Annotated in this window: 29 protein-coding genes and 1 riboswitch; of the genes, 23 read left to right on the forward strand and 6 right to left on the reverse strand. The window is 64.8% G+C overall.

Annotated features, from left to right (window positions below; translation table 11 throughout):
- The first annotated feature begins 43 nt into the window (after positions 1-43).
- Positions 44-186, forward strand: a riboswitch (TPP riboswitch).
- The 6 genes from H8A92_RS23660 to H8A92_RS23685 all read left to right on the forward strand — a co-directional run bounded on the left by H8A92_RS23660 (position 174) and on the right by H8A92_RS23685 (position 5,690).
- Positions 174-1,187 carry an FAD-dependent oxidoreductase gene (locus H8A92_RS23660; RefSeq protein ID WP_229197997.1) on the forward strand — a complete coding sequence of 338 codons (1,014 nt, stop codon included), beginning with the start codon at positions 174-176 and terminating at the stop codon, positions 1,185-1,187. (Overlaps the previous riboswitch by 13 nt.)
- Entirely contained in the window at positions 1,178-1,375 is a 198-nt protein-coding gene (thiS, locus tag H8A92_RS23665; protein WP_092116006.1) for a sulfur carrier protein ThiS, read from the forward strand. Before H8A92_RS23660 ends, thiS begins: the two co-directional genes overlap by 10 nt.
- 176 nt (positions 1,376-1,551) lie before the next feature.
- Entirely contained in the window at positions 1,552-2,334 is a 783-nt protein-coding gene (locus H8A92_RS23670) for a thiazole synthase (protein WP_229197998.1), read from the forward strand.
- On the forward strand, positions 2,321-2,929 hold the full coding sequence (locus H8A92_RS23675; RefSeq protein WP_229197999.1) for a thiamine phosphate synthase: 609 nt from the start codon (positions 2,321-2,323) through the stop codon (positions 2,927-2,929). Before H8A92_RS23670 ends, H8A92_RS23675 begins: the two co-directional genes overlap by 14 nt.
- A 181-nt stretch (positions 2,930-3,110) precedes the next feature.
- Positions 3,111-5,009: a phosphomethylpyrimidine synthase ThiC gene (thiC, locus tag H8A92_RS23680; protein ID WP_229198000.1), complete on the forward strand. Its 1,899-nt coding sequence runs from the start codon at positions 3,111-3,113 to the stop codon at positions 5,007-5,009.
- A 372-nt stretch (positions 5,010-5,381) separates the two neighbouring features.
- A complete protein-coding gene (locus tag H8A92_RS23685) occupies positions 5,382-5,690 on the forward strand; it encodes a hypothetical protein (RefSeq protein WP_229198001.1) in 309 nt (102 codons plus the stop codon).
- A gap of 183 nt (positions 5,691-5,873) precedes the next feature.
- Here H8A92_RS23685 and H8A92_RS23690 read toward each other — a convergent pair whose 3' ends face one another.
- Complete coding sequence (locus tag H8A92_RS23690; protein ID WP_229198002.1) at positions 5,874-6,299, reverse strand: VOC family protein; 426 nt, start codon at positions 6,297-6,299, stop codon at positions 5,874-5,876.
- Positions 6,296-8,014, reverse strand: coding sequence for a flavin-containing monooxygenase (locus tag H8A92_RS23695; protein WP_229198003.1), 1,719 nt, complete (start codon positions 8,012-8,014; stop codon positions 6,296-6,298). Before H8A92_RS23695 ends, H8A92_RS23690 begins: the two co-directional genes overlap by 4 nt.
- A 280-nt stretch (positions 8,015-8,294) precedes the next feature.
- Between H8A92_RS23695 and H8A92_RS23700 the strand changes: the two genes are divergently transcribed.
- Entirely contained in the window at positions 8,295-8,690 is a 396-nt protein-coding gene (locus H8A92_RS23700) for a hypothetical protein (protein ID WP_229198004.1), read from the forward strand.
- A 286-nt stretch (positions 8,691-8,976) separates the two neighbouring features.
- Here the strand turns inward: H8A92_RS23700 and H8A92_RS23705 are convergent, their stop codons facing one another.
- A complete protein-coding gene (locus H8A92_RS23705; protein ID WP_229198005.1) occupies positions 8,977-9,522 on the reverse strand; it encodes an HD domain-containing protein in 546 nt (181 codons plus the stop codon).
- A 48-nt stretch (positions 9,523-9,570) separates the two neighbouring features.
- Here H8A92_RS23705 and H8A92_RS23710 point away from each other — a divergent pair, with 48 nt between their 5' ends.
- Positions 9,571-10,095, forward strand: a complete 525-nt coding sequence (locus H8A92_RS23710; protein WP_229198006.1) for a mismatch-specific DNA-glycosylase — start codon at positions 9,571-9,573, stop codon at positions 10,093-10,095.
- Between the two features lie 94 nt (positions 10,096-10,189).
- Here the strand turns inward: H8A92_RS23710 and H8A92_RS23715 are convergent, their stop codons facing one another.
- The gene (locus H8A92_RS23715; RefSeq protein WP_229198007.1) at positions 10,190-10,624 is read right to left on the reverse strand and encodes a hypothetical protein; all 435 of its coding nucleotides are present in this window, start codon (positions 10,622-10,624) and stop codon (positions 10,190-10,192) included.
- Between the two features lie 214 nt (positions 10,625-10,838).
- Here H8A92_RS23715 and H8A92_RS23720 point away from each other — a divergent pair, with 214 nt between their 5' ends.
- The 3 genes from H8A92_RS23720 to H8A92_RS23730 are packed head-to-tail and all read left to right on the forward strand — an operon-like array spanning position 10,839 to position 12,137.
- A complete protein-coding gene (locus H8A92_RS23720) occupies positions 10,839-11,264 on the forward strand; it encodes a YeeE/YedE family protein (RefSeq protein ID WP_229198008.1) in 426 nt (141 codons plus the stop codon).
- Positions 11,265-11,266: 2 nt separating this feature from the next.
- Positions 11,267-11,746, forward strand: a complete 480-nt coding sequence (locus H8A92_RS23725; RefSeq protein WP_229198009.1) for a DUF6691 family protein — start codon at positions 11,267-11,269, stop codon at positions 11,744-11,746.
- Positions 11,747-11,750: 4 nt separating this feature from the next.
- The gene (locus H8A92_RS23730) at positions 11,751-12,137 is read left to right on the forward strand and encodes a RidA family protein (RefSeq protein WP_097675196.1); all 387 of its coding nucleotides are present in this window, start codon (positions 11,751-11,753) and stop codon (positions 12,135-12,137) included.
- A 186-nt stretch (positions 12,138-12,323) separates the two neighbouring features.
- Here H8A92_RS23730 and H8A92_RS23735 read toward each other — a convergent pair whose 3' ends face one another.
- Positions 12,324-13,085 carry an SOS response-associated peptidase gene (locus tag H8A92_RS23735; RefSeq protein WP_229198010.1) on the reverse strand — a complete coding sequence of 254 codons (762 nt, stop codon included), beginning with the start codon at positions 13,083-13,085 and terminating at the stop codon, positions 12,324-12,326.
- A 62-nt stretch (positions 13,086-13,147) separates the two neighbouring features.
- On the opposite strand from H8A92_RS23735, the gene H8A92_RS23740 reads away from it, so the two are divergent.
- The 5 genes from H8A92_RS23740 to H8A92_RS23760 all read left to right on the forward strand — a co-directional run bounded on the left by H8A92_RS23740 (position 13,148) and on the right by H8A92_RS23760 (position 15,641).
- Entirely contained in the window at positions 13,148-13,648 is a 501-nt protein-coding gene (locus H8A92_RS23740; RefSeq protein ID WP_229198011.1) for a hypothetical protein, read from the forward strand.
- A 39-nt stretch (positions 13,649-13,687) separates the two neighbouring features.
- Positions 13,688-14,107 carry an NUDIX hydrolase gene (locus tag H8A92_RS23745; RefSeq protein ID WP_229198012.1) on the forward strand — a complete coding sequence of 140 codons (420 nt, stop codon included), beginning with the start codon at positions 13,688-13,690 and terminating at the stop codon, positions 14,105-14,107.
- Between the two features lie 85 nt (positions 14,108-14,192).
- Positions 14,193-14,570, forward strand: coding sequence for a TIGR02301 family protein (locus H8A92_RS23750; RefSeq protein WP_028332618.1), 378 nt, complete (start codon positions 14,193-14,195; stop codon positions 14,568-14,570).
- Positions 14,560-15,216: an HAD family hydrolase gene (locus H8A92_RS23755; RefSeq protein WP_229198013.1), complete on the forward strand. Its 657-nt coding sequence runs from the start codon at positions 14,560-14,562 to the stop codon at positions 15,214-15,216. Before H8A92_RS23750 ends, H8A92_RS23755 begins: the two co-directional genes overlap by 11 nt.
- 155 nt (positions 15,217-15,371) lie before the next feature.
- Positions 15,372-15,641 carry a hypothetical protein gene (locus tag H8A92_RS23760; protein ID WP_229198014.1) on the forward strand — a complete coding sequence of 90 codons (270 nt, stop codon included), beginning with the start codon at positions 15,372-15,374 and terminating at the stop codon, positions 15,639-15,641.
- Between the two features lie 81 nt (positions 15,642-15,722).
- Here the strand turns inward: H8A92_RS23760 and H8A92_RS23765 are convergent, their stop codons facing one another.
- The gene (locus tag H8A92_RS23765; RefSeq protein ID WP_229198015.1) at positions 15,723-17,057 is read right to left on the reverse strand and encodes a dihydroorotase; all 1,335 of its coding nucleotides are present in this window, start codon (positions 17,055-17,057) and stop codon (positions 15,723-15,725) included.
- Positions 17,058-17,186: 129 nt separating this feature from the next.
- Between H8A92_RS23765 and ygfZ the strand changes: the two genes are divergently transcribed.
- The 7 genes from ygfZ to H8A92_RS23800 all read left to right on the forward strand — a co-directional run.
- Entirely contained in the window at positions 17,187-18,068 is an 882-nt protein-coding gene (ygfZ, locus tag H8A92_RS23770) for a CAF17-like 4Fe-4S cluster assembly/insertion protein YgfZ (protein WP_229198016.1), read from the forward strand.
- Positions 18,065-18,691, forward strand: a complete 627-nt coding sequence (locus tag H8A92_RS23775) for a DNA-3-methyladenine glycosylase I (RefSeq protein ID WP_229168846.1) — start codon at positions 18,065-18,067, stop codon at positions 18,689-18,691. Before ygfZ ends, H8A92_RS23775 begins: the two co-directional genes overlap by 4 nt.
- The gene (locus H8A92_RS23780; protein ID WP_229198017.1) at positions 18,688-19,299 is read left to right on the forward strand and encodes a YfbR-like 5'-deoxynucleotidase; all 612 of its coding nucleotides are present in this window, start codon (positions 18,688-18,690) and stop codon (positions 19,297-19,299) included. The genes H8A92_RS23775 and H8A92_RS23780 overlap by 4 nt, the downstream gene beginning before the upstream one ends.
- Before the next feature lie 124 nt (positions 19,300-19,423).
- Positions 19,424-19,930, forward strand: a complete 507-nt coding sequence (locus H8A92_RS23785; protein WP_229185199.1) for a tyrosine phosphatase family protein — start codon at positions 19,424-19,426, stop codon at positions 19,928-19,930.
- Positions 19,931-20,405: 475 nt separating this feature from the next.
- On the forward strand, positions 20,406-22,913 hold the full coding sequence (locus H8A92_RS23790) for an arylsulfatase (RefSeq protein ID WP_229198018.1): 2,508 nt from the start codon (positions 20,406-20,408) through the stop codon (positions 22,911-22,913).
- A gap of 440 nt (positions 22,914-23,353) precedes the next feature.
- Positions 23,354-25,465 carry a tetratricopeptide repeat protein gene (locus H8A92_RS23795; RefSeq protein ID WP_338026611.1) on the forward strand — a complete coding sequence of 704 codons (2,112 nt, stop codon included), beginning with the start codon at positions 23,354-23,356 and terminating at the stop codon, positions 25,463-25,465.
- A gap of 262 nt (positions 25,466-25,727) precedes the next feature.
- Positions 25,728-25,910: hypothetical protein (locus tag H8A92_RS23800; protein ID WP_229198019.1), on the forward strand; the 183-nt coding region annotated here is incomplete at its 3' end.

Consider the following 25,910-nt stretch of genomic DNA (forward strand, 5'->3'; position numbering starts at 1 on the left):
CCTGGCATACAAGTTGACACGCCCGCCCATCCGCCTACATTAGGGGCGTTCCGAGGGGTGCTCCGAAGGAGGAGCTGAGATACCGCAAGCTTGGACTTCGCCGATTGGCGATCAGTTCGGGACCGCGGTGACCCTTTGAACCTGATCCGGGTCATGCCGGCGAAGGGACAGGGATGTATCAGACGTCAAGACTGCGGGGGGATTCCCCCGTCTCCATCATCGGCGCAGGCATAACCGGCGCCTGGCATGCGTTGTTGCTCGCAGAGGCCGGACGTGCCGTCACCCTGCATGAGCGCAGTGACGCCGGGATGACGGAATCCACAAGCCACTGGGCCGGCGGGATGCTCGCGCCCTGGTGCGAAGAGGAGGCCGCCGAGCCGGTGATCACCCGCCTCGGCATCCGCTCGCTCGACCTGTGGCGGCGGCATCTTCCGGAAACCCCGTTCAACGGTTCGCTGGTGGTGGCGCATCCGCGCGACCGCGCCGATTTCGAGCGCTTCGCCCGCCTCACCACCGGCCATCGCCGGCTCGACGCCGAGGGCGTCCGCGAACTGGAGCCGGCGCTCGAGGGCCGTTTCGGCGCCGGCCTGTTCTATCCCGAGGAGGGCCATGTCGAGCCGCGCCGCGTGCTGCCGCGGCTGCATGCCGCGATCACCAAGGCCGGCGGCGCCATCAAGTTCGGCAGCGACGCCGAGGCTGATGATCTCGACGGCCTCGTGATCGACTGCCGAGGACTAGCCGCGCGCGACCGCGAGCCGACGCTGCGCGGCGTCAAGGGCGAGATGATCGTCATCGAGACCGCGGAGGTCGAGCTGTTGCGTCCGGTGCGGCTGATCCACCCGCGCTGGCCGCTCTACGTGATCCCGCGCGGCGACGGCCGCTTCATGCTGGGTGCGACCTCGATCGAGGCCGAGGACAACGGCGTCAGCGTGCGCTCGGCGCTGGAACTGCTCGGCGCCGCCTATGTCGTGCATCCGGCCTTCGGCGAGGCGCGCATCGTCGAATTCGGCGCCGGGCTCCGTCCGGCCTTTCCCGACAATCTGCCGAAAATCAGGATCGAGCAGGAACGCATCACGGTGAATGGACTCTACCGTCACGGCTTCCTGCTGGCGCCGGCGCTGGCCGAGCTGACGCTCGCCTATCTCGCACGCGGCGAAATCGACAATGAGGTGATGCAATGCGCGTGATCGTCAACGGTGAGCAGCGGGAGATCAGCGCCGTCAGCGTCGATGCGCTGCTGGCCGAGCTCGACTACGAGGGCACGCATTTTGCGATCGCGCTGAATTACGACGTGGTGCCGAAGAGCCGCTGGGCCGAGACCGCGCTGAAAGCCGGCGACGAGATCGAGATCATCACGCCGCGGCAGGGAGGGTGACGTGAGCTTACAGGCACACTCCTTCCCCACGTCGTCCCTGCGAAAGCAGGGACCCATAACCACGACCGGCAATTGTCGGCAAGAACGTCGCCCCGCGCGCCTCACTGATGGGCCGCGGCGTATGGGTCCCTGCTTTCGCAGGGACGACGGCACGGTTTGAGGAGACACCACAGACCATGGTCACCTTCTACGGCAAATCCTTCCCCTCCCGCCTGCTGATCGGCACCGCGCTCTACGCGTCGCCTGCGATCATGCAGAACGCGATCCGCGCTTCCGGCGCCAGCATCGTCACGGTGTCGTTGCGGCGCGAGGCCGCCGGCGGCAAGACCGGCGATGCGTTCTGGTCGCTGATCCGCGAGCTCGGCGTCACCGTACTGCCGAACACCGCCGGCTGCCGCAGCGTGCGCGAGGCCGTTACCACCGCCAAGCTCGCGCGCGAATTGTTCGGCACACCCTGGATCAAGCTCGAGGTGATCGGCGACAACGACACGCTGCAGCCCGACGTGGTCGGCCTGGTCGAGGCCGCCACCATCCTGATCAAGGACGGTTTCGAGGTGTTCCCCTATTGCACCGAGGATCTCTCGGTCGCCTCGCGGCTGGTCGAGGCCGGCTGCAAGGTGGTGATGCCGTGGGCCGCGCCGATAGGAAGTGCAAAAGGCATCATCAACCGCGATGCGCTCAAGCTGCTGCGCGATCGCCTGCCCGACATCACGCTGGTGGTCGATGCCGGCCTCGGCGCGCCGTCGCATGCCGCGGAGGCGCTCGAGCTCGGCTATGACGCCGTGCTGCTCAACACCGCCGTGGCAAAGGCCGCCGATCCAGTTGCGATGGCCAATGCCTTCCGCCTCGGCGTCGAGGCCGGCCGCACCGCTTATGAAGCCGGGCTGATGGAAGCCCGCGACTTCGCCTCCCCCTCCACCCCTGTCGTTGGGACCCCGTTCTGGCATGCCGTATCCTGATCCGTTCTATCCCGTCGTCGACAGCATCAAATGGGTCGAGCGACTGACAAAACTCGGCGTCGGCACCATCCAGCTGCGCGCGAAGGAGCTCGACGATTCCGGGGCGTTGCAGATCGTCACCGACGCGCTCGCCGTCACCAAGGGCACGCCGACCAAGCTGGTGGTCAACGACTACTGGCGCGCCGCGATCGTCGCCGGCGCCGAGCATCTGCATCTCGGTCAGGAAGACCTCGCCGACGCAGACCTTGCCGAGATCCGCAAGGCCAAGCTGACGCTCGGCGTCTCCACCCATGACGATGCTGAGCTCGCCACCGCGCTCGCCGCCAAGCCCGACTATGTCGCGCTCGGCCCGATCTTCTTCACCACGCTGAAGTCGATGCGGTTCGAGCCGCAGGGCATTGCCAAGATCACCGAGTGGAAGAAGCGCATCGGCGCCATTCCCCTTGTCGCGATCGGCGGCATCAAGTTCGAGCACGCCGCCGAGATCTTCGCCGCCGGCGCCGACTCGATCGCCGTCGTCTCCGACGTCACCCAGAACGCCGACCCCGACGCGCGGGTGCGGCAATGGCTCGGCCTCCGCGCGGAGGCCGCGTGATGCAGACTCTCGTTCCAAACACTCTGCCGTCATCGCCCGGCTTGACCGGGCGATCCAGTACGCCGCGGCGTCTCCGTATCCCAGCGCGGCCTCTGGAATACTGGATCCCCGCTTTCGCGGGGATGACAGCGGTAATTATCTCGCGCCCAGCGCTGCTAACGAACTAAACGGAGGATCCCTCATGAACATCCGCTCCAACCCCGACACCACCCGTCCCGCCGTCACCACCGGCGCGCTGCCCGCCTCGCGCAAGATCTTCGCGACACCGGAGGCCGCACCCGATCTCCGCGTGCCGCTGCGCGAGATCATCCTGTCGGAAGGCGCCGGCGAGCCGAACCTGCCGGTCTATGACACCTCCGGCCCCTACACCGATCCCGACGTCACGATCGACGTCAACGCCGGCCTGCCGCGCAATCGTCTCGCCTGGGTCAAGGAGCGCGGCGGCGTCGAGGAATATCAGGGCCGCACCATCAAGCCGGAGGACAACGGCAATGTCGGCGCAGCGCACGCCGCCAAGGCGTTCACCGCGCATCACACGCCGCTGCGCGGCCTCGACGGCCACAAGATCACCCAGCTCGAATTCGCCCGCGCCGGCATCATCACCAAGGAGATGATCTACGTCGCCGAGCGCGAGAATCTCGGCCGCAAGCAGCAGCTCGAACGCGCAGAAGCCGCGCTTGCCGACGGCGAGAGCTTCGGCGCCGCGGTGCCGGCCTTCATCACCCCGGAATTCGTGCGCTCGGAGATCGCGCGCGGCCGCGCCATCATCCCCTCCAACATCAACCATGCTGAATTGGAGCCGATGATCATCGGCCGCAACTTCCTGACCAAGATCAACGCCAATATCGGCAACTCGGCGGTGACCTCGTCGGTCGAGGAAGAGGTCGACAAGATGGTGTGGGCGATCCGCTGGGGCGCCGACACCGTGATGGACCTCTCCACCGGCCGCAACATCCACACCACCCGCGAATGGATTTTGCGCAACTCGCCGGTGCCGATCGGCACCGTGCCGATCTACCAGGCGCTGGAGAAGTGCGACGGCGATCCCGTCAAGCTGACCTGGGAGCTCTACAAGGACACGCTGATCGAGCAGTGCGAGCAGGGCGTCGACTATTTCACGATCCACGCCGGCGTGCGGCTGCCCTACATCCACCTCACCGCCAACCGCGTCACCGGCATCGTGTCGCGCGGCGGCTCGATCATGGCGAAGTGGTGCCTCGCGCATCACAAGGAGAGCTTCCTCTACACGCACTTCGACGAGATCTGCGACCTCATGCGCAAGTATGACGTCTCGTTCTCGCTCGGCGACGGCCTGCGCCCCGGCTCGATCGCGGATGCCAACGACCGCGCGCAATTTGCCGAACTGGAGACGCTCGGCGAGCTGACGAAGATCGCGTGGGACAAGGGCTGCCAGGTCATGATCGAGGGCCCCGGCCACGTGCCGATGCACAAGATCAAGATCAACATGGACAAGCAGCTCAAGGAATGCGGCGAGGCGCCCTTCTATACGTTGGGACCGCTGACGACAGACATCGCGCCGGGCTACGACCACATCACCTCGGGCATTGGTGCGGCCATGATCGGCTGGTTCGGCTGCGCGATGCTCTGCTACGTCACGCCGAAGGAGCATCTCGGCCTGCCCGACCGCAACGACGTCAAGGTCGGCGTCATCACCTACAAGATCGCCGCCCACGCGTCGGATCTGGCCAAGGGTCATCCCGCAGCCCAGCTCCGCGACGATGCGCTGTCCCGCGCCCGGTTCGACTTCCGCTGGCAGGACCAGTTCAACCTCGGCCTCGACCCCGAGACCGCGAAGAACTTCCACGACGAGACCCTGCCGAAGGAAGCCCACAAGGTCGCCCATTTCTGCTCGATGTGCGGCCCGAAATTCTGCTCGATGAAGATCACCCAGGACGTCCGCGACTACGCCGCGACGCTCAACGACCCGACCGGCGTCGGGGCGTCGATCTCGGGCACCATCGAGGACGGCATGGCGACGATGAGCGCCAAGTTCAAGGAGATGGGCGAGAACCTGTATCTCGACGCGGACAAGGTGAAGGAGAGCAATCGGGTGTTGTGAGCGTCGCCGCTCGTCATGCCCGGACCTGACCGGGCATCCGTCAGAACCAAAAGAGGCCGGGCGAAAGCCCGGCCTCTTTTGGTTCGAAGGCACGCTCTCCCGCGGAGTGGCGCAATATTTGATCTGGATCAACGAAAGGTCCGCGATCTCATCGCTTTCTTTGATGCTCAAAGTGGAGGCCTCCGTCGGAGGCGTCATCCCCGTTGCCTCGCAGACGACGATAATTCCCACGTCCGGTTCGCAGAGAGAACTGCTGTCCATATGCCTCTTTAACTGGAGAGTTTCATGAAAACTTACCTTGCGGCGCTATCCGTCCTTCTCATTGCGCAATCGGCACCGACCCAAGCCGGGAGTTTGGACGGTGCCTGGGCGATGGACGCCTCGGCCTGCAACGACATATTCACCAAGGTGAACAACAAGCTCGCGTTCAAGCCGAATGCCGATCTCCATGCAGGCGGCTTGATCGTGCAGGGCAAGCAAATCACCGGCACGTTTCAAAAATGCACGGTCAAATCGATGCACGATGACGGGCAGAATGTACGAATGGTCGCGGCCTGCTCGGACGGCATCGCGATTTCGGACGTGACATTCGACGTGAAACTCTCCGGAGAGAACACGATCACGCTCAGCTCCAAGGTGCCGGTGCCAGTGGAGACGCCGTATGTTCGCTGCTCGATGTGATGGGGTGGCGACGACTAGGTCGGGTTAGCCGAAGGCATAACCCACCGATGCCGATTCGCCTTCCGCTGGCAGGACCAGTTCAACCTCGGCCTCGATCCCGAGACCGCCGAATGAGCGGAGCGACATCCGGGGTTAGCATCGATCCCGCATATCGCTCCGCTCATGCAGGCTACGGGCTTGCTGCTATGTCCGCTTCGGATTCCACGCCTTGTGCACGAACTCAAGACGGTTGCCGTCGAAGTCGGCGACGTTCGCGGCGTAGTAGCCGGGGGCGAAGTAGGTGCGATCTGCCGGTTTCCCCTCGTCGGTGCCGCCGGCCTTGATTGCAGCTGCGTAGGCGGCGTCGACGAGCTCATTGCTGGAGCAGACGATCCCGAGGTACAGGCCGGTCTCGCCGGGCTTGCGTTGACGTAGCCAGATGCTTGACCCGACCGCCTTGCCGCTGCCGTAGGCGTCGTCAACGATGCCGTAGAGATCAGGGACATCCTCCGGGCCCGAACGGGAGTCGTAATTGCCAAAGACCTTCCAGCCGAGCTGCTTCAGGGCTTCGGCGTAGAAGGCCAGTGACTTCTCGATGTTATTGACGGAAATGTAAACGTGATCGATCATTGGGCCGCCTTCCTGATGGACGGTTTGCTTGTATTTTGCGTTAGCGAGCCCGACAAGTCAGCGGCTGCCGCATGCACACCGCTTCGCGCCACCGCCCCAAACTCAATCTCCTGGTAGCCGCCCGCCGCCACGCCGTTGATGATCCCCAAGAACTTCGGCGTGCCGCCGTTATAGACGAAGTAGCGCACGGTGCCCTCCTCGTGGCCGGGGACGTTGGAGTTGTAGCCGGTGAACCAGCCCTTGGCTTTGCGCATCAGCATGATCTCGTACATCTTGACCACATGCGCGGTCCAGCGCTGCTGCGCCTCCAGCGTGGCGTCGGCGCGGGTCAGGTTGCGGTCCCACATGTATTGCAGCAGGTTGGTGCACCAGTTGACGCCGTTCTCGATGCCGCGCGGGAAGTTCGTCGAGGCTGACGCGCTTTGCGGGCCGGTGGGCATCAACAGGTTCGGGAAGCCATGGACCATCATGCCGAGGAAGGTCGACGGCGCGTGCTTCCATTTGTCGGCGAGCTTTTCGCCGCCGATGCCTTCGATGTCGATCAAATCGTAGGCGCCGGTGATGGCGTCGAAGCCGGTGGCGTAGACGATGATGTCGAACTCGTAGTCGCGCGCCGTGGTGCGCAGGCCAGTCTCGGTGACGCGCACCAGCGGCGTCTCGGAGAGATCGACGAGATGCACGTTGTCGCGGTTGTATGCCTCGAAATACCTTGTCTCCAGCGGCAGCCGCTGCACGCCAAAACCGTGATCGCGCGGGATCAGCTTTTCGGCAACCTTGGGATCGTTGACGCGGCCGCGAATGCGATCGGCGATGTATTCCGACAGCTCCGCATTGGCGGCTTCGTCCATGAAGATCTCGCGGAAGTTCGCGAGCCAGATGCCGAAGCCGGGCTCGTCGTAGAGCTTGTCCCACAGCTTAAGCCGTTCCTCGCGGCTCACCTCGTAGAAGCCGCGCTTGTCGGGGCCATGGACGAAACTGCCCGGCGTCAGCGCGCAGGCGGCGAAGATCTCGTCATAGCGGGCGCGGATGTCAGCCATTTCCTCGGCTGATATCGCAGAGTTGTTGAGCGGCGCGCTCCAGTTCGGCCGGCGCTGGAACACCGTGAGTTGGCCTACCTTGTCGGCGATCTCGCCGATCACCTGGATGCCGGTCGCGCCGGTGCCGATCACCGCGACCTTCTTGCCCCTGAGATCGACCGGCTCGTGCGGCCAGTAATAGGTATGGAACGAGCGGCCCTTGAAATCCTCGATCCCGGGCACGCGCGGCATGGTCGGCGCCGACAGCAGCCCGATCGCGAGCACCACGAAGCGACAGGTCAGTCCGCGGCCGTCACTGAGCTTGAGCTGCCAGAGATCACGCGCCTCGTCGAACTGCATGGTCTCGACCTTGCAATTGAACTGCATGTGCCTGCGCAGATCGAACTTGTCGGCGACGTAGTTGAGATAGCGCAGATTTTCGGGCTGGCCGGAGAAGCGCTCCTTCCAGTGCCACTCGTCGAGCAGCTCGCGCGAGAACGAGAAGCCGTAGGTGTAGCTCTCCGAGTCGAAACGACAGCCGGGATAGCGGTTCCAGTACCAGGTGCCGCCGAGATCGGGCGCGGCTTCCAGCACGGTGGCGTCGATGCCGAGATCGGCCAGCCGCTTGATCTGGTAGATGCCCGCGACGCCGGCGCCGACCACGATCACCTCGTAATGGGTTTTCGCCTCTCCCGTCATGGCTTGCTCCAAAATTCTTCTTGATCTGTTGGATGGGATTACAGACCGTTTTGCCGGATCAGGCAACCGCGCACACAACAATCGCATTCGTCATGGCCGGGCTTGTCCCGGCCATCCACGTCTTCCTTGGGCGGAAATCAAGACGTGGATACCCGGGACAAGCCCGGGCATGACGAGTTGTGGGAGAAAAATCGCCACGCCCGTCACGCGACTTGCGTTGAGACGCTGCAAGCGCCACATCGATCACGGCCATTCACCACGCGCAATCCGGACGACCACCATGACCGACAATCTCACCGGCGTCTGGGACGGCAGCTACGTTCAGCCGAGCGGCATGGTCACGTTCCTGGCGACGCTGATCGACGCCGGCGGCGCGCTCGGCGGCAGCGTGACCGAGCCCTGCATGGCGCCCGGCTGCCCGCTCAGCACGCACAACGCGTCGCTGGCGGGTCATCGCTCCGGCAGCGCGGTGTCGTTCGTCAAGCGCTACGAGCCGGCCGGCTACGGCTATGACACGGTCCACTACGAAGGCGCGGTCAATGCGGACGCCACCGAGATCGACGGCCGCTGGAGCATCAGAGGGACAGCGTTCTCAGGACGGTTCTTGATGGTGCGCGCGACCGGGCCGGCGCAAGCGGTCGCGGCCGACGACGAGATCAAGGAGCCGGCGCGTTAGCGCCTGACGAGGTGAGGGGAATCGGGCCGCGGACTCCGCTTCACCTTGCCCCGCGTGCGGCAAGGCAAGCGCATATGGCTACGGCCACGTCCGATAGCGTAGCGTGAGGCGCGCCTGCGCAACTTCGGAATAATAGAATTATGCGACTGAGTTGCCCGACTTGTCAAGTTGCCGTGTCGAGTGCCGGCACGCCATCGGCCACTGTGCATGGGGTTGTTTTCGATATTTTGGCACTGCGCCCCTGCGGAGGCAGGCCATGTGCGGTGAGAGCCGCTCATCCCAGCCCTCAGCCCAGCGCCGCCAGCTCACGCGTGAGATTGTCGCGGGCGCGGCGATCGTAGGTCGCCGCAAAGCCGGCATCGGGGAAGATCACCGGACGCTCGGCAAAGTGGCGAAGCACCTTGCCGCGGCCGGCGCGATAGTCGGCGTCGCCGACATGAATGAACTCCTGCCGGATCGCAGCCGCATAGGCATCGTAGCGCGCGGGCTCGGCACCGAGGATGCTGAGGTCGATCGAGATCAGGATCGCGCCGAGGCGGTCGCCGGCCTGGACGTCGTGCGTCTTCGTCAAACGGATCAGGCGGCCGACCTCATGAGCGATGTCGGCTCGGACATGCTGCTCGGCGAGCTGCGCGCTGCGCTCTTCGTTGTCCGGCCGGGTCGCGTCATAGACCACATCGTGCCACCAGATCGCTTCCGACAGGATCTCGCGCTCGGCCGCGGAAAGGCCCTCGACACGCGCAAGTGCCGCGAGGCAGTCCTCGATATGCGCGAGGTTATGATAGTGCCGGCCGGGCGCCGTGTAGGCGGCGGCTAATTCGTCGTGGTTCATCGCCGAACGATAGAACGAGCGCGGCGGAAATGGTAGGGAAGAGCCCGGATGAGCGACCTGCGCGACACCAACTTCTACCGCCTCCCCGACCAGCTCCGCGCCGATCTGCGCCTGGTGTTCGTCGGCACTGCGGCGAGCGCGCGCTCGGCCGCAGTCGGGCATTATTACGCGCATCCCGGCAACCGCTTCTGGCGCGCGCTGCATGAGGCCGGCATCACGCCGCGGCGCTATCGGCCGGATGAGTTCGCAGCGCTGCTCGAACTCGGCATCGGCTTCACCGATCTCTCCAAGACCGGCGCCGGGATGGATCATGAGATTGCGCGACGATCGTTCGATGTCGCGGGCTTCATGGCGAAGATCGCAACGGTTCGGCCGAAGACGATCGCCTTCACCAGCAAGAAGGCGGCGAGCCTGTTTTACGACAGACCGACCAGCGCGCTTGCGCTCGGCCGGCAGTCGTCGATGAGCGGATTTCCTGCCGTGTTCGTACTGCCGTCGCCGTCGGGCGCAGCATCCGGGCATTGGGCCTTGCAGCCGTGGCGCGAGCTGGCCGAGTGGATAACGGACCCGTAGGATGGGTAGAGCGAAGCGAAACCCATCAACTTCGGCGCCGCGGGAGAGATGATGGGTCTCGCTTCGCTCTACCCATCCTACAAAGCGGCGCCCGCTACTCCTTCAGCGTGATCGCCAATCCGCTGAGGTCGACATTGGCCATCAGCCCGACCTGCTTGCCGCTCAGCTCGAGCACGGCGCCGTTCTGGTTGGTCAGAAGGATGCCGCGCACGCCGGCGCCGAGCGCAACGCCCATGCCCGCCGCGGCGTAGACGCCGGCGATGTCCTGGGCGCGGCGGATATTGCGCACCCGGCCCTGCAACGTGGTCTGGGAGCCGCCGAACACCAGGCCGTAATCCAGCCCGCCGGCGGTGAGCCCGTAGGTCTGGCCCTTGAAGGTCAACACGCCCTTGCCAGCGGAGCCGCCGAAGATCCAGCCGCCCTTGAAGATGACCAGCGTCACCGCGCCCTCGTCAGCCAGCGCGGCGGACGATCCGGTGAGCAGCGCCAGCGCGAACAGCACGGCGCGGGCGGCGGATGAAAATCTCATGGGGAGTTCTCCGGACGACGTGAGGCGAGAAACAGATCGCGGCAATCCAGCCGATGGGCGGCACCGTTGCGGTGCCCGCAGGCCATGCGGGATTGCGCTTGTTCCTGATCTCACGAAGTCTATCATCGCCCGTGCAGCCGCGCGACCGCTGGCGCATGCGCGCCCACCGCTTTGCCGGATCGCTGAGGAGTTTGCGCAACAGGGACCTGCAGCAATGCACGATTTCACACCAATTTCCGGCCTCGCCGGCGGCGCACTGATCGGCCTCGCCGCGGCGCTCTTGATGCTGCTGACCGGTCGAATCGCCGGGGTCACCGGCATCGTCGGCGGGCTGCTCCAGCCCGATACCGCCGACCGCGGATGGCGCATTGCGTTCATCGCGGGGCTGATCGCGGCGCCCCTGGTTGCGGCGCTGTTCGGCGCGCCGCTGCCGCGGCCGACCATGAATGCAAGCCTCGTGGTGGTCGCAATCGCGGGCGTGCTGGTCGGGTTCGGCACCCGCATGGGCAATGGCTGCACCTCGGGCCACGGCGTCTGCGGCTTCGCGCGGCTGTCCGGCCGCTCGATCGTGGCGACGTTCATCTTCATGACGGCGGCGATCGTAACGGTTGCCATCGTCAGACACGTGATCGGAGGCTAGCCATGCCCGTGCTTGCAAGTTTCGTCTGCGGCCTCGTCTTCGGCGCGGGCCTTCTGATCTCCGGCATGACCGATCCGCAAAAGGTGCTCGGCTTCCTCGATCTGTTCGGCGCCTGGGATGCGACGCTTGCCTTCGTGATGGCCGGCGCCGTCGCGGTCGCAGCAACGGGCTTTGCGATCGCGCGGCGGCGCGCCGCACCTGCGTTTTCGGCACGCTTCCTCTGGCCCGATCGCAACGATATCGATACGCCGCTCGTCGGCGGCGCACTCCTGTTCGGCATCGGCTGGGGCCTGGTCGGCATCTGCCCCGGCCCAGCATTGGTCAATCTCGCCGGGCTCTCACTGCCGATCGTGGTGTTCGTCGTCGCGATGCTGGCAGGCATGATCGGCCAGAATCTCTTCGACAGGAATCTCTGGCGCCGGCGCGCGGCAGCACCACGCGCCATCGAAACCTCTCCACTTCCATCTCGCGCAGACGGGTGATCCCATGACCACAATCAAGCACTTCCCTCCTCCGCCCGGCATCCAGGCACCGCCACTCTCGTTCGGCGCCCGCGTCGGCGATTTGCTGTTCATCTCGGGCATTCCCGGCTTCGATGCCAACCGCGAGCTGCCCGACGGCTTCGAGGCGCAGTTCGCCAATGTCGTGACCAACTTCAAGCGCGTGCTGAACGAGGCGGGCGCGACGATGCGCGATCTCGTCAAGGTCAACGTGCTGCTGACCCGCGCCAGCGACGTCGCCACCATGAACGCGCTCTATGCCGGCGCGTTCGGGCCCGCCCCCTATCCCGCGCGCACCACCTGCGTCGTGGTGGCGCTGCCCAATCCGAAGATGCTGATCGAGATCGAGGGCGTGGCGTCGGTGAAGGGGTGATCCCACACTTTCATCGTCGTCCTGGCGAAAGCCAGGACCCATTACCCCAGATCGCAATTGTTGCGCGACGCTGGGCCACGATCCCGTTCACAATCAAAATGCGGTGGTTATGGGTCCTGGCTTTCGCCAGGACGACGATGTGGAGATGCCTGCGCTTATCCGCAGCGCGCGGCTTCAATCAGTCCCTCAAAACAACGACCCCTGCCCGTCGTCCTCCCGCACCGGCGTCTTGCGCGGCGCGGCTTTCTTCGCCACCGGCGCGTCCTCCGCCGCGATCTGTTCCGCACTCATCGGCAGCAGCAATTGTTCATCGTCGTTGGCGACGGCATTGACGCGCATCGTCACCTGGTGCCAGGCGAACTCGCCGACATCGGGCCCTTTCAGCATCGGCATCACGTCGTCGACGTCGTTGGGCAGGCAGTCGAGCCAGCGCGCGAATTGCTCGGGCCTGATCGTGACCGGAACGCGGTGATGCAGTTGCGCGAGATCGGGGCTCGCGGGTGCGGTGACGATCGCCACCGTGTCCTGCTCCTCGCCGTTCGGTCCCATCCAGGTCTCGGCAAGTGCTGCGAAGGCGAGCGGGTGGCCGTCGCGGCGATGGATGAAGAACGGCCGCTTGCGGCCGCCGGCATCCTGCCATTCGTAATAGCCGTCGGCCGGGATCAGCGCGCGGCGCCGCTTGATCGCGTTCTTGAAGGCGGGCTTCTCCCGCACGGTCTCGGAGCGCGCGTTGATGAGAAGCGAGAAGGTTCGGGGGTCCTTGACCCAAGACGGGATCAGGCCCCAGCGCATCAATTGAAAATGCCGGCCGCCATTCTGCAGCAGCACCACCGGGATCGGCTGGGTCGGCGCAACATTATACCGTGGCGGAAAGTTCGGCTGCTCGATATAGCCGAACATCTCCCGCAAGGCCGCCGGCGGCGAGGTAATGACAAAGCGTCCGCACATTTGCCGTCCAGACTGGTATCCGTTTATTCTGCCTTAACTTGGACCGTTAAAGACTGCGATCAATGACCTCAACGGCCGCCATAGCGGGTTCTTCCCCGCGACCGACGTATCCCGACGAGGCGCGGGCGGCGCTGTTGCGCGCCGCCAACATCAATCCCCGCACCGGGCTTGCCACCGACTACCTCAATCACTTCAACGAAGCCATCATGCTGCTGGAGATGGTGCCGGACCTGCCGGAATGCGCCGACGATTTCCTGGAATGGCAGCCGCTGTCCTATGCCGAGCATTTCACCGCGTCCAACTTTAAGGCACGCGACCTCGCGATCGAGGCCTATGAGATGGCGAACGCCGGTATCCGGGCCGAATTCGACCAGCTCACCGACAGCATGACCCGGATCCTGACCGAGGTCGGCGCCGCGATGCGGCAGTTGCAGCAGGACAAGAGCCGGGTCGCGCTCGCCGAGCAGGCCATCGTCTGGGTCAAGCCGCTGGTGATGCAGACCGCCGGCATCATCAACGGCGCCGCGGAGGCCGATGTCGACCGCATCATGGCGGGCGCCTGAGATATCGGGCATGGTTGTCTGCGAAACTGGTGCTGCGCTTTGACCTCTCCCGAACCTCCGATCCGCCCGCAGCTCGCCGTGTCAGGCGTGATTTTCCGTGACGGCAAGGTGCTGCTGGTCCGGCGCGCCCGCTCGCCGGGCAAGGGCTTCTATTCGCTGCCCGGCGGCCGGGTCGAATTCGGCGAGACGCTGCACACCGCGCTGCACCGGGAGATCGACGAGGAGACCGGCCTGCGGGTCGATATCCTCGGCCTCGCCGGCTGGCGCGAGGTGCTGCCGACCGGTCCCGGCACCGGGCATTACCTGATCATGACTTTCGCGGCGCGCTGGGCCTCCCGCGAGCCCGTGTTGAACGACGAGCACGACGACTTCAAATGGCTGGCCCCGGAGGAGATCGGCGACCTCAAGGTCACCGGCGGTCTCCACGAGGTGATTGAGGCCGCGCGGCGGCTGGTTTGAGGCCCCTTTTGGGGGCTTTGGAGCGCCCTGCCGCCTTGCCTCGGGCACATTGAGGGGGCATACCACGGCCATTCCGGAACCCCTGATGATCAAAGCCTTTCTCGCCGTTGTGATCCTGATGTCGGCATGCCTTGCGACGCCCGCCCGGGCGCAGGACGCGGCTGCGCCGTTCGACGGCGACCTGCAGCGGCTGGCCGAGATCCTCGGCGCCCTGCACTATCTGCGCGGCATCTGCGGCTCCAACGAGGGCGCCAAATGGCGCAACGAGATGCAGGCGCTGATCGATGCCGAGACCCCCTCCGGGGACCGCCGCGCCCGCATGATCGCCGGCTTCAACCGCGGCTACAACGGCTTCCAGCAGACCTACCGGACCTGCACACCGGCAGCCACGGTGGCGATCCGCCGTTACATCGAGGAAGGCTCGAAGATCTCGCGCGACCTGACGGCCCGCTATGCCAACTGAGCGCGTGATCTTCTTCGACCTCGACGGCACCCTCACCGACCCGAAGCCCGGCATCACCGGCTCGATCCAGTATGCGCTGGCAAAGCTCGGCCGACCCGTTCCCACGCAGGACGAATTGACCTGGTGCATCGGGCCGCCCTTGCGGGCGAGCTTTGCGATGCTGCTCGACGGCGAGGAGCTCGCCGACCGCGGGGTTGAGCTCTACCGTGAGCGGTTCGGCGATGTCGGGCTGTTCGAGAACCGCGTCTATCCCGACATCGTGCAGGTGCTGGCGGCGTTGCGGCAGCGGCCGGGCCGGATGTTCGTGGCAACCTCGAAGCCGCACGTGTTCGCGACCCGGATCGTCGCGCATTTCGGGCTCAGCGGTTATTTCGACCACGTGTTCGGCTCGGAGCTCGACGGAACCCGCGTCAACAAGGTCGAGCTGCTGGCCTATGCGCTGGAGCAGACCGGGGCCGATCCGGGCACCGCCCTGATGATCGGCGACCGCAGCCACGATGTCATCGGCGCGAATCGTAACGGCATCCGCGCCGTCGGCGTCACCTATGGCTACGGCACGCCCGAGGAGTTGGTGGAGGCCGGCGCCAGCCATCTCTGCGCCTCGCCGCGCGCGGTGCTGGACCATATCCACAGCTCATTTGGTTGATCGAGGCCGGGATATCCGGAATTCCCCTTTAAATGCCGTCGCGCGCGTTAACCTTTTCGAAAGAAGTGGGCTAGGCGGTACCCGCATGCGTGATACATCTCGCGCGTCGCAGTGGTTCGCTCCTCGAACCGCGCGCATCCATTTTGCAGAGTTTCATGCGCCATCCAGCGTCCTTTCCCCCTCACCAAGAAGACCCGCGACCCGACCACGAGCAGAAGCAAGCTGCGCTGAGCTATCTGAACGAGGCGTGGGCGGAAGCGCTTCATGATGGCGTCGACGGCGACTGCCTCGCGCAGGCGAGCCTGTTTGCGGCGCTCGCCGAGCTCGTCAACACCTATGGCGAGGATGCGGTGGCGAAGTTCGCCGAGGGTCTCGGCGCGCGCGTGCGCAACGGCGAGTTCTCGCTGGCGCTCGCCAGACAGTAATCCCGTAAAACGTTTTCGAGCGAAGTGGGCACCTGTTCGCGTGCAGAAAGCGCGTTCAAGGAATTTAGCGCATTTGATGCGCTAGGCCTTTAGCGTCTCGAGGAACCGGACGGGCTCCCCCGACGACGGCGTCGTGACCTCGCCCTGCCACATCACCCGCCTGCCGCGCACGAAGGTGCCGACCGGCCAGCCCTGCACCCGCACGCCGTCATAGGGCGTCCAGGCCGCGCGCGAGGCAATCCATTTGTTGGTGATGGTCTCGCTGCGCTTGAGATCGACGATGGTGAAGTCGGCATCATAACCCGCCGCGATGCGGCCCTTGCAGGCGATGTTGAACAGCCGCGCCGGCCCCGCGCTGGTGAGGTCGACGAACCGTGCCAGCGACAGCCGCCCGGCGTTGACGTGATCGAGCATCAGCGGCACCAGCGTCTGCACCCCGGTCATGCCTGAGGGCGAGGCCGGATAGGTCTTCGACTTCTCCTCCAGCGTATGCGGCGCGTGATCCGAGCCCAGTACGTCGATGATGCCCTGCTCGATGCCGTACCAGATGCCGGCGCGGTGATCGGCCGAACGCACCGGCGGGTTCATTTGCGCCAGCGTGCCGAGCCGCTCATAGCACTCGGGCGCGGCCATCGTCAGGTGATGCGGCGTCGCCTCGCAGGAGGCGACATCCTTGTGGTCGCGGAGATACAGAATCTCTTCCTTGGTCGAGATGTGCAGCACGTGGATGCGCTTGCCGGTCTCGCGCGCGAGATTGACCAGCCGCTCGGTCGCCATTAGCGCGGCGGTCTCGTCGCGCCATACCGGATGCGAGCGCGGATCGCCCTCGATGCGCAGCGGCTTGCGCTCGTTGAGGCGGTATTCGTCCTCGGCGTGAAACGCGGCGCGGCGCCGGATCACCTGAAAGATCCGCCGCAGGCTCTCGTCGTCCTCGACCAGCAGCGCGCCGGTGGAGGAGCCGATGAACACCTTGACGCCGGCACAGCCCGGCGCGCGCTCGAGCTCCGGCAGATCCTGCACGTTCTCGCGGGTGCCGCCGATGAAGAACGCGAAATCGCAGTGCATGCGATGATGCGCGCGCTTGATCTTGTCGGTGAATGCCGTTTCGGTAACCGTCAGCGGGTTGGTGTTCGGCATCTCGAACACCGCGGTCACCCCGCCCATCACGGCGCTGCGCGAGCCGGTCTCGAGATCTTCCTTCTGCGTCAAGCCGGGCTCGCGGAAATGAACCTGGGTATCCATCACGCCGGGCAGGATGTGCAGGCCCTTGCAGTCGATCACCTCGCCGGCCGAGGCCTGGCCGAGCGAGCCGATCGCGGCGATACGGCCATTCGTGACGCCGATATCGCGCACGCCCTCGCCGTCCTGATTGACCACGGTGCCGGATTTTAGAATGGTGTCAAAATGCTGATTCATCGGTCCTCGGCGCCCGCTTTCCGCTGTCGCGCGGGCCTTGTTCGGCGCACTCTAGCGCCTTAGCTTGGCAGGGGATATCCGCGAGGACCGCGTTTCCCAAGGAACTTGGAAAAAGAGCCAATTTTGCGAATGAAAGCAGCGTTTCTTCCAGATCGGGGCGTGATCAAGGTTTCTGGCGAGGACGCCCGCAACTTCCTCAATGGCCTCATTACGACCGACGTCGAACAGTTGCGGCCGGGACAGGCCCGGTTCGGCGCGCTGCTGACGCCGCAGGGCAAGATCATCGTCGATTTCCTGATCACCGAGATACCCACAGGGCACGGCGGCGGCTTCCTGATCGACGCGCCGCGCGCGCTCGCCAAGGGGCTCGCCGACAAGCTCGGCTTCTACAAGCTGCGCGCCAAGGTCGTGGTGGAGAACCTCTCCGACAGCCTCGGTGTGCTGGCGGCCTGGGATGGTGAGCCGGCGGCGACACCCGATCTCGCCTTCGCCGATCCGCGCAACCCGGCGCTCGGCTGGCGCATCCTGATCCCGGAAGATCTGAAGCAGAAGCTCGCCGAGCTGATCGGCGCCGACCTCGTCGACTCCAACGCCTATGAAGCGCATCGGATCGCGACCGGCGTGCCGCGCGGCGGGCTCGACTTCATGTATGGCGACGCCTTCCCGCACGAGACCAACATGGACCACCTGCACGGCGTCGACTTCGACAAGGGATGCTATGTCGGCCAGGAGGTGGTGTCGCGCATGCAGCATCGCGGCACGGCGCGGACCCGCACGGTGAAGGTCATTCTCGATGGTCCCGCCCCCGAAGCGGGCGCAACGATCCTCGCCGGCGACAAGCAGGTCGGCACCATCGGCTCGACCGCGGGACAAAACGGCCTTGCGCTGGTGCGCATCGACCGGCTCGCCGATGCGCTCGATGCCGGCCTCGCGCTGACCGCAGGCGGCCTGTCGCTTCACCTCGCCGACCCCAGCGTTGTCCGCCCCGCACCCAAGCAGACCGTCGCATGAGCCGTACCGCGAAACTGCATCCCGACGGCAAGACGCGATGCCCCTGGCCGGGCGAAGATGCGTTCTACGTCGCCTATCACGACAATGAATGGGGCGTGCCGGAGTATGACGACCGCGCGCTCTACGAAAAGCTGATCCTAGACGGCTTCCAGGCCGGCCTGTCCTGGATCACGATTCTGCGCAAGCGCGAGAATTTCCGCAAAGCCTTCGACGATTTCCAGCCCGAGAAGATCGCGCGCTACACCGACAAGAAGGTGCATGCGCTGATGAACGACGCCGGCATCGTCCGCAACCGCGCCAAGATCGAAGGCACGGTGGCGAGTGCCAAGAGCTATCTCGAGATCATGGAGAAAGGCCCCGGCTTCTCGAAATTCCTGTGGGACTTCGTCGACGGCAAGCCGAAGGTCAATCAGTTCAAGAGCACCGCGAGCGTTCCCGCCTCGACACCGGTCTCGATCAAGGTCTCCAAGGAGCTCGGCGCACGCGGTTTCAAGTTCGTCGGCCCCACCATCGTCTACGCCTTCATGCAGGCGACCGGCATGGTCAACGACCACCTCGTCACCTGCTTCTGCCACGAGTCTTGCAGCGGCAAGCTCCGCAGCCCGCGGCTCAAGAAGAAATGACTTCGCGTAAATCGACGGAGACCACCCGCGCCTGGCAGCGGATGCTATCCGGACGCCGGCTGGACCTGCTCGACCCCTCGCCGCTCGATATCGAGATCGTCGACATCGCGCATGGACTGGCGCGGGTCGCGCGCTGGAACGGGCAGACCTCGGGCGCGCACATCTTCTCGGTGGCGCAGCACACGCTGCTGGTTGAGGCCGTGATGCGCCAGCAGACGCCGCGCGTCGACACCAGTCATCGTCTCGCCGCGCTGCTGCACGACGCACCGGAATATGTCATCGGCGACATGATCTCACCGTTCAAGGCGGTGCTGTCAGGCGAATACAAGGTGGTGGAGAAGCGGCTGCTGTCGGCGATCCATATCCGCTTCGGTCTATCTGCGGTGCTGGCGGACGAGATCACCCAGCAGATCAAGGCCGCCGACCGCGGCGCTGCCTATCTCGAGGCGACGCATCTGGCGGGATTTTCGCAAGCCGAAGCCAAGCGCCTGTTCGGCCGCGATCCGCAATTGCCCGAAGCGACCGAGCGCGACTATCTGACGCCATGGACCGCAGCGCGGGCCGAAAAGCAGCTTCTCGAACGCTTCAAGGCGCTGGGCGCGTCATAGGCGCGGCTGCGCGAAGTCTGTGGCCGGTTGCGCCGCAAAACGAGGGGCAGGCATGGCGGCACCCGGCTTTGCCCACCGGGACCAGCCCGTTATAATCGGACCCACCCGATAGCCAAGGACCATCATGCTTCACGTCTGCTCGCTTGCCGCGCTCTCCGACACGGTTCGTGCCACCGGCGCCAGCCATGTGCTGACCGTGATGGCCAATGTCGACCAGGTGCAGCGCCCGCCCTCGGTGCTTCCGGCCAACCACCTCAAAGTGTCGATGGACGACATCGTCGAACAGATGGACGGGTTCGTTGCGCCGAACGAGACGCATATCGAGCGCGTGCTGACGTTCGTGCGCGGCTGGGATCGCCGCGCACCGATGGTGGTTCATTGCTACGCCGGCATCAGCCGCTCGACAGCAAGCGCATTCGCCACCGTCTGCGCGCTCAATCCGCACCGCGACGAAATGTCCATCGCCCGGCTGATCCGCGAAGCCTCGCCGATCGCGGCACCCAACCGGCTGATCGTCGGCCTCGCCGACAAGGCGCTGGGGCGCGACGGCCGGATGCTGCGCGCGCTCGATGCGATGGGCCCCGGCAGCATGAGCGTCGAAGGCCGACCTTTCCACATTGATCTGGAATAGCGCGGGGGCTCACTAGCGCGGTGTTAATCGGTCCTTCTCAAGAGTGAAGGTCCGTTGTCTTTGCTTCACGGTCGTTGCAGAAGATCGAACACGGCCGCTACTCGTCTTGGAGAGGCGGCCGTGTTGAACCGTCAGAACTTGTAGTTCACGCCGAACCGCAACAAGTTAAGCTGATCCTTGCTGACGCCTGTGCCTGCGGCGGCGATGTAGAGGTATTCGCCCTTCAGGCTCCAGTTCGGCATGAAAGCCCGCTCTGCACCGGGCCGCGCCCTCACGCACAAATCTTCGATCCCACATTCGGCAACTTCCCACCGCCGCAAGGGCGCCACTTGGCTCATGCCGGCGTATTGATCGCGCTCATGGACGTCGGGCTGTTACGTTGACATGTGGAGAGATGCCCCCTGGTGTTTGATCTACGTCAACGCCATGCGACGTGTCGTGACCGACGATGCCTCGATTTTCAGGAGGCATTGCCATGAAGGTTATTCGGTCCCTTGGTGCCACGTGCGTGTTGCTCGTTGCGGTCTCCTCGGCAGCGCTTGCCCAGCAGGTGCGAGGTGCTCCGGGCTCGCCTAGCGCGGTCATGACACTGCCGGGTCTGCAATTGCCGGCGCCCACTGCGCCGTTCTCAGGAGCCATCCAGCCCAATGCTGTAGACAGCACGCCGGCATGGCCGCCGCAGGTCATGCCGCCTGCCAACGCGCCGAACGTCCTCCTGATCCTGACTGACGACGTCGGCTTCGGCGCGCCATCGACCTTCGGCGGCGTGATCCCCACACCGGCCCTTGACCGGGTCGCGGCCGCGGGCCTGCGCTACACGACGTTTCATACCACCGCACTCTGCTCGCCGACCCGTTCGGCGCTGCTGACCGGCCGCAACCACCACAATGTGGGCTTCGGCAACATCAGCGAACTGTCGACCGGCTACCCCGGATACAACTCGATTATCCCGCGCGAAACGGCGACGCTCGCTGCGGTCCTGCACGAGAACGGCTATTCCACCGCCTGGTTCGGCAAGGACCATAACGTTCCGCCGTGGGAAGCAAGCGCGGCCGGACCGTTCACGAACTGGCCGATCGGCCAGGGCTTCGATTATTTCTACGGCTTTGTCGGCGGCGACACGAGCCAGTGGCAGCCGGGAAATCTCTTCCGCAATACGACGCCCATCCATCCCTATATCGGCAAACCCGGCTGGAATCTGATCACGGCGATGGCGGACGATGCCATCGACCACATCCGTCAGCACGTCGAGATCGCGCCCGGCCGGCCCTGGTTCATCCACTACGCACCGGGCGGGACCCATGCGCCGCACCACCCGACCAAGGAATGGGCCGATAGAATCGAGCAGATGCACCTCTTCGACGACGGTTGGGAAAAGCTGCGCGAACGCATCTTCGACAACCAGAAGCGTCTTGGCGTCGTTCCGGGCAACGCCGTGCTGCCGGCCTGGCCTGCCGACATGCTCAAGCGCTGGACCGATCTCAACGACGTCGAGAAGAAGCTCTTCGTCCGCCAAGCCAACGTCTATGCCGCCTATCTCGCCTATACCGACCATGAGATCGGACGGGTGATCGATGAGGTCGCGCGGCTGGGCCAACTCGACAACACGCTGATCATCTACATCAGCGGCGACAACGGCAGCAGCGCCGAAGGCTCGGTCAACGGCACGCCGAACGAAGTGATGTATTTCAACGGCGTCGCGCTCGACGCAGAGAAGCAGATGCCGTGGTACAACGTCTGGGGCACCGATCAGACCTATAATCATATGGCAGTCGGCTGGACCTGGGCGTTCGGCACGCCCTATCGCTGGACCAAGCAGGTTGCCTCGCATTTCGGCGGCACACGCAACGGCATGGCGATCTCATGGCCCGCCAAAATCAAGGACCGCGGTGGCATCCGCTCCCAGTTCCACCACGTCATCGACATCGCTCCGACCATTCTAAGCGTGGTGGGGATTCCCCAGCCGGACATCGTGGACGGCATCGCGCAGCGTCCGATGGACGGCGTCTCGATGGCTTACACCTTCCCGGCCGAGAACAAGGACCTGCCTTCGACTCACAGGACCCAGTATTTCGAGATCCTGGGCAATCGCGCCCTTTATCACGACGGCTGGATCGCGAGCACGACGCCGCCGGTTCCGCCGTGGGCCAGCGTTTCGGCGCCGCGTCCCTCCGATGTGATGAACGGCTATTCCTGGGAGCTCTACAATCTCAAGGACGACCCGACGCAGAACAAGGACCTCGCCAAGGTCGAGCCGGCCAAGCTGCAGGAATTGAAAGAGATGTTCATCATGGAAGGTGAGCGCAATCACGTCTTCCCGCTGAACAACTCGATCACTGCAATGGTCGCGGCGAGGCCGGGTCCCGCAGCCGGACGGAGGCAGTTCGTCTACACCGGCCCATCGTGCTGCACCCAGGCCAATGCCGCTCCCTCGATCCTCAACCGCTCGTTCCGCATCACCGCCGAATTCACCATCCCTGAAGGCGGCGCGGACGGCATGCTCGTGACGCAGGGCGGCCGGTTCGCCGGGTGGGGACTGTACGTGAAGGATGAAAAGCCGACCTTCACGATGAACCTGCTCAACGTCGAGCGGCCGAAATGGCAAGCTCGTGAGGCGTTGAAGCCGGGCCGGCACACGGTTGTCTTCGACTTTGCACTGGAGCAGCAGGGCGAGATACCGTTCGGGCACGGCGGCACAGGCGTGATGACCGTCGACGGTCAGGAAGCGGTGCGCGTCGCGCTCCCGCACACGACGCCTTTCACCTTTGCGTGGGACGAGACTTTCGACGTCGGCATGGACACCGGCACTCCCGTCGACGACAAGGATTACCAGGTGCCGTTCGCCTTCTCGGGAAAGATCGAGAAAATTACGGTTGATCTTGGCGAAGGCCCGGTCTCCGAAGCGTCGATGGTCGCGTGGATGAAGGCCATCTCGACCCGGGACGTGGAACGCCCAGCTTCGGGCGTTGCGCCGTCAAAGTGACAAAACAGACGGAGGGCGCTTCCAGCAGGCGGCGCCCTCCGACGTGAGCGGACCCACTCCGATCGCGCAGCAAGTCGCCAGCGCGGACTCCAAGCGATTAGCGATGGCGCGACCATCCAGGTGGGCATGTGGCGAAAGCTTCCGGAAAGAACCGCAGGCGTAACAGGAACCGGCCGGCCACGCCGGCGGCTCCGCCTGAACCTTCACGGGATGCCGGGCGCTCCTTCAGCCTGAGCATTGCCCTGCTCCTCGCAATCGCCGGCGGGGCGCTATTCCTGCTCGTCTCAGTCGGGCTGTCCTGGCTCAAAACTCCGCATGCTTCAACCCAGGCGGTTCACAGGGCCAAAACCGCCGAGCCAACCTTCGTCGGCAGCCAAATCTGCAACGGTTGCCACGCAACAGAGGCAAAGCTCTGGCAGGCATCGCAGCACCGGCACGCCATGGAGCATGCCACCGAGGGCACCGTACGCGGCAATTTCGACGACGCGACCTTTGACTATGCCGGCATTCGTTCGCGTTTCTTTCGCAATGATCGAAAGTACTTCGTCGAGACCGACGGGCCGGACGGCAAGCTCGCGACCTTTGAAATCAAGTACACTTTCGGCGTTGAGCCGCTGCAGCAATATCTGATCGAGTTTCCCGACGGCCGCATCCAGGCGCTGTCGATCGCCTGGGATACCCGGCCGCAAGCGCAAGGCGGTCAGCGCTGGTTTCATCTCTATCCCGACGCCGCAGTCACTCATAACGATCCGCTGCACTGGACGAAGCTGAACCAGAACTGGAATTTCATGTGCGCGGAATGTCACTCGACCGGCGTACACAAGAACTACGATGCGACCGGCGATCGTTTTGCCACGACATCGGCGGAAATCAGCGTCGGCTGCGAAGCCTGTCATGGCCCGGGATCGCACCATGTCGAGTGGGCGGGGACAGCGAGGAAGGCCGATAACCCGGACAAGGGCCTCGTTGTGCGCTTCGATGAACGGCTTGACGTTTCATGGGCCGAGGACGCTGTCACGCATCTGCCGAGGCGCAGCGCTAGTGCGGCACTGCTGCGCAAGGAAGTCGAGACCTGCGGGCTATGCCATGCGCGCCGCGGCCAATTGTCCGAGGACCGGAAGCCGGGCCGGTGGCTGTCCGAGACGCACAGGATAGCACTGCTCGACCGGCACTGGTTCGAGGCAGACGGCCAGATCCGCGACGGGGAGGAAACGTACAACTATGCGCCATTCCGGCTGAGCAAGATGTACGCAGCCGGCGTCACCTGCAGTGACTGCCACGATCCGCACAGCGCCAGACTGAAGCTGCCGGGCGATGCGGTCTGCGGGCAATGCCACGCGCCCGACCGCTACGCGACCGCGGCCCATCACCATCATGCGGATGTGACCCCGGCGCTCGGCTGTGCCTCCTGCCATATGCCCGTACGCAGCTATATGGTGGTCGACCGGCGCCACGATCACGGCTTCCGCGTTCCGCGGCCGGATTTGTCGCTGCAAACGGGCACGCCCAATGCCTGCAACGACTGCCATCGCGACAAGTCGGCGAGTTGGGCGGCCGAAAGAAGCGCCGGGTGGTTTGGTCCTCATCCAAGGGGATATCAGACCTGGGCCGGGGCATTTCAGGCCGCCTCGACCGAGCAGCCGGACGCGCTGGCCTTGCTGAAGGCAGTGGCGGCGACGCCGGAGCTGCCGGCTCTCGTACGCGCAAGTGCGCTAGCCGAGTTGCCGGAGCCGGACGCCGAACTGGCGCGTCGCGCCCTCGCCGATCCAGATCCGGTGGTCCGGCTCGGCGCGCTGGAGATGCTCGAAGGGCTGCCCGCCACGCAGCTCTGGGCACTGGCGTCGAAAAATCTGTCCGATCCGGTCCGCGGCGTGCGAATCCGCGCCGCGGAGCTTCTCGCTTCGGTACCGGTCGCGGGTCGACGCGAGTCCGATCGCGACGCATTCGCGCGCGCCGCAGCGGAATTCGAGGCGAGCCAGCGGCTGAACGCCGACCGACCGGATGCCAATACCGCTCTCGGAAATTTCTTCGCCCGCCAGGGGGACGCTGCGGCGGCCGAAAGGGAATATCGCGCCGCGATGCGGCTCGATCCCACCTTTGCCGCCGCGTCGATCAACCTGTCCGATCTCTATCGGCAGCTCGGCCGCGATACCGATGCCGAGCACGTGCTACGCGCCGCACTCGCGTCGTCCGGCCAGGATGCCTCGCTGCATCACGCGCTCGGGCTGACGCTGGTACGGCTCAAACGCCCGGATGCGGCGCTTGAGGAATTGCGGCGCGCAGCCGAGCTAGACCCGGCGCGATCGCAATATTCCTACGTCTATGCGATCGGTCTCAACTCCGCCGGACGACGCGACGATGCGCTGGCGGTGTTGAAGGAGAATCTGCAGCGCCACCCTGCCGACCGCGACACGTTGGCTGTGCTAATCAGTTACGAACGGCAATCCGGGGATATCGCAAGCGCGCTTGGTTATGCGCTGCGTTTACAGCAATTACAGCCATCAGATAGAGGTCTCGCGGCGCTGATCGATGGGCTAGGTCGAAAAAAATAGCGAATTGCCGGGATTGGATCGGATCTGATGCAGGGACCATGCGAGTGACGCCTCTGGCCCTTCGCGCGGTCGCGTAATGTCCAATTCTCCGTCACTGTCGGAGGGTAAGCGGACATCACCGGCCCAGTTGCTTAATGAGGAATACGCCGTTAGCACATCGTGCCGTGTCGGTAGCTTGAACTTCCAGCCCTCTCAACTGCACTACTAGGTTGCGACGGGCCGCTGGCTGGCCAAAAGTCCGGCGCGTCCTGCCGGAGGCCCAATGTTCGATTCGCCGTTCGATTTCCTCACGCTCGTCATCGCCATCGTTGCCATCATCTTCGCGCGCAAGGCGCTGGGCCAGATTTCGGTGCTGCAGCGCCGGCTGGATGCGATCGAGGCCGCAGGCGTAGCCGCCGCGCGGACGGCCGTGCCGCCTCCGCTGGCGCCGCTCGAGGCGTTCGAG

This window comes from Bradyrhizobium acaciae (assembly GCF_020889785.1).
GTDB lineage: Bacteria > Pseudomonadota > Alphaproteobacteria > Rhizobiales > Xanthobacteraceae > Bradyrhizobium > Bradyrhizobium acaciae.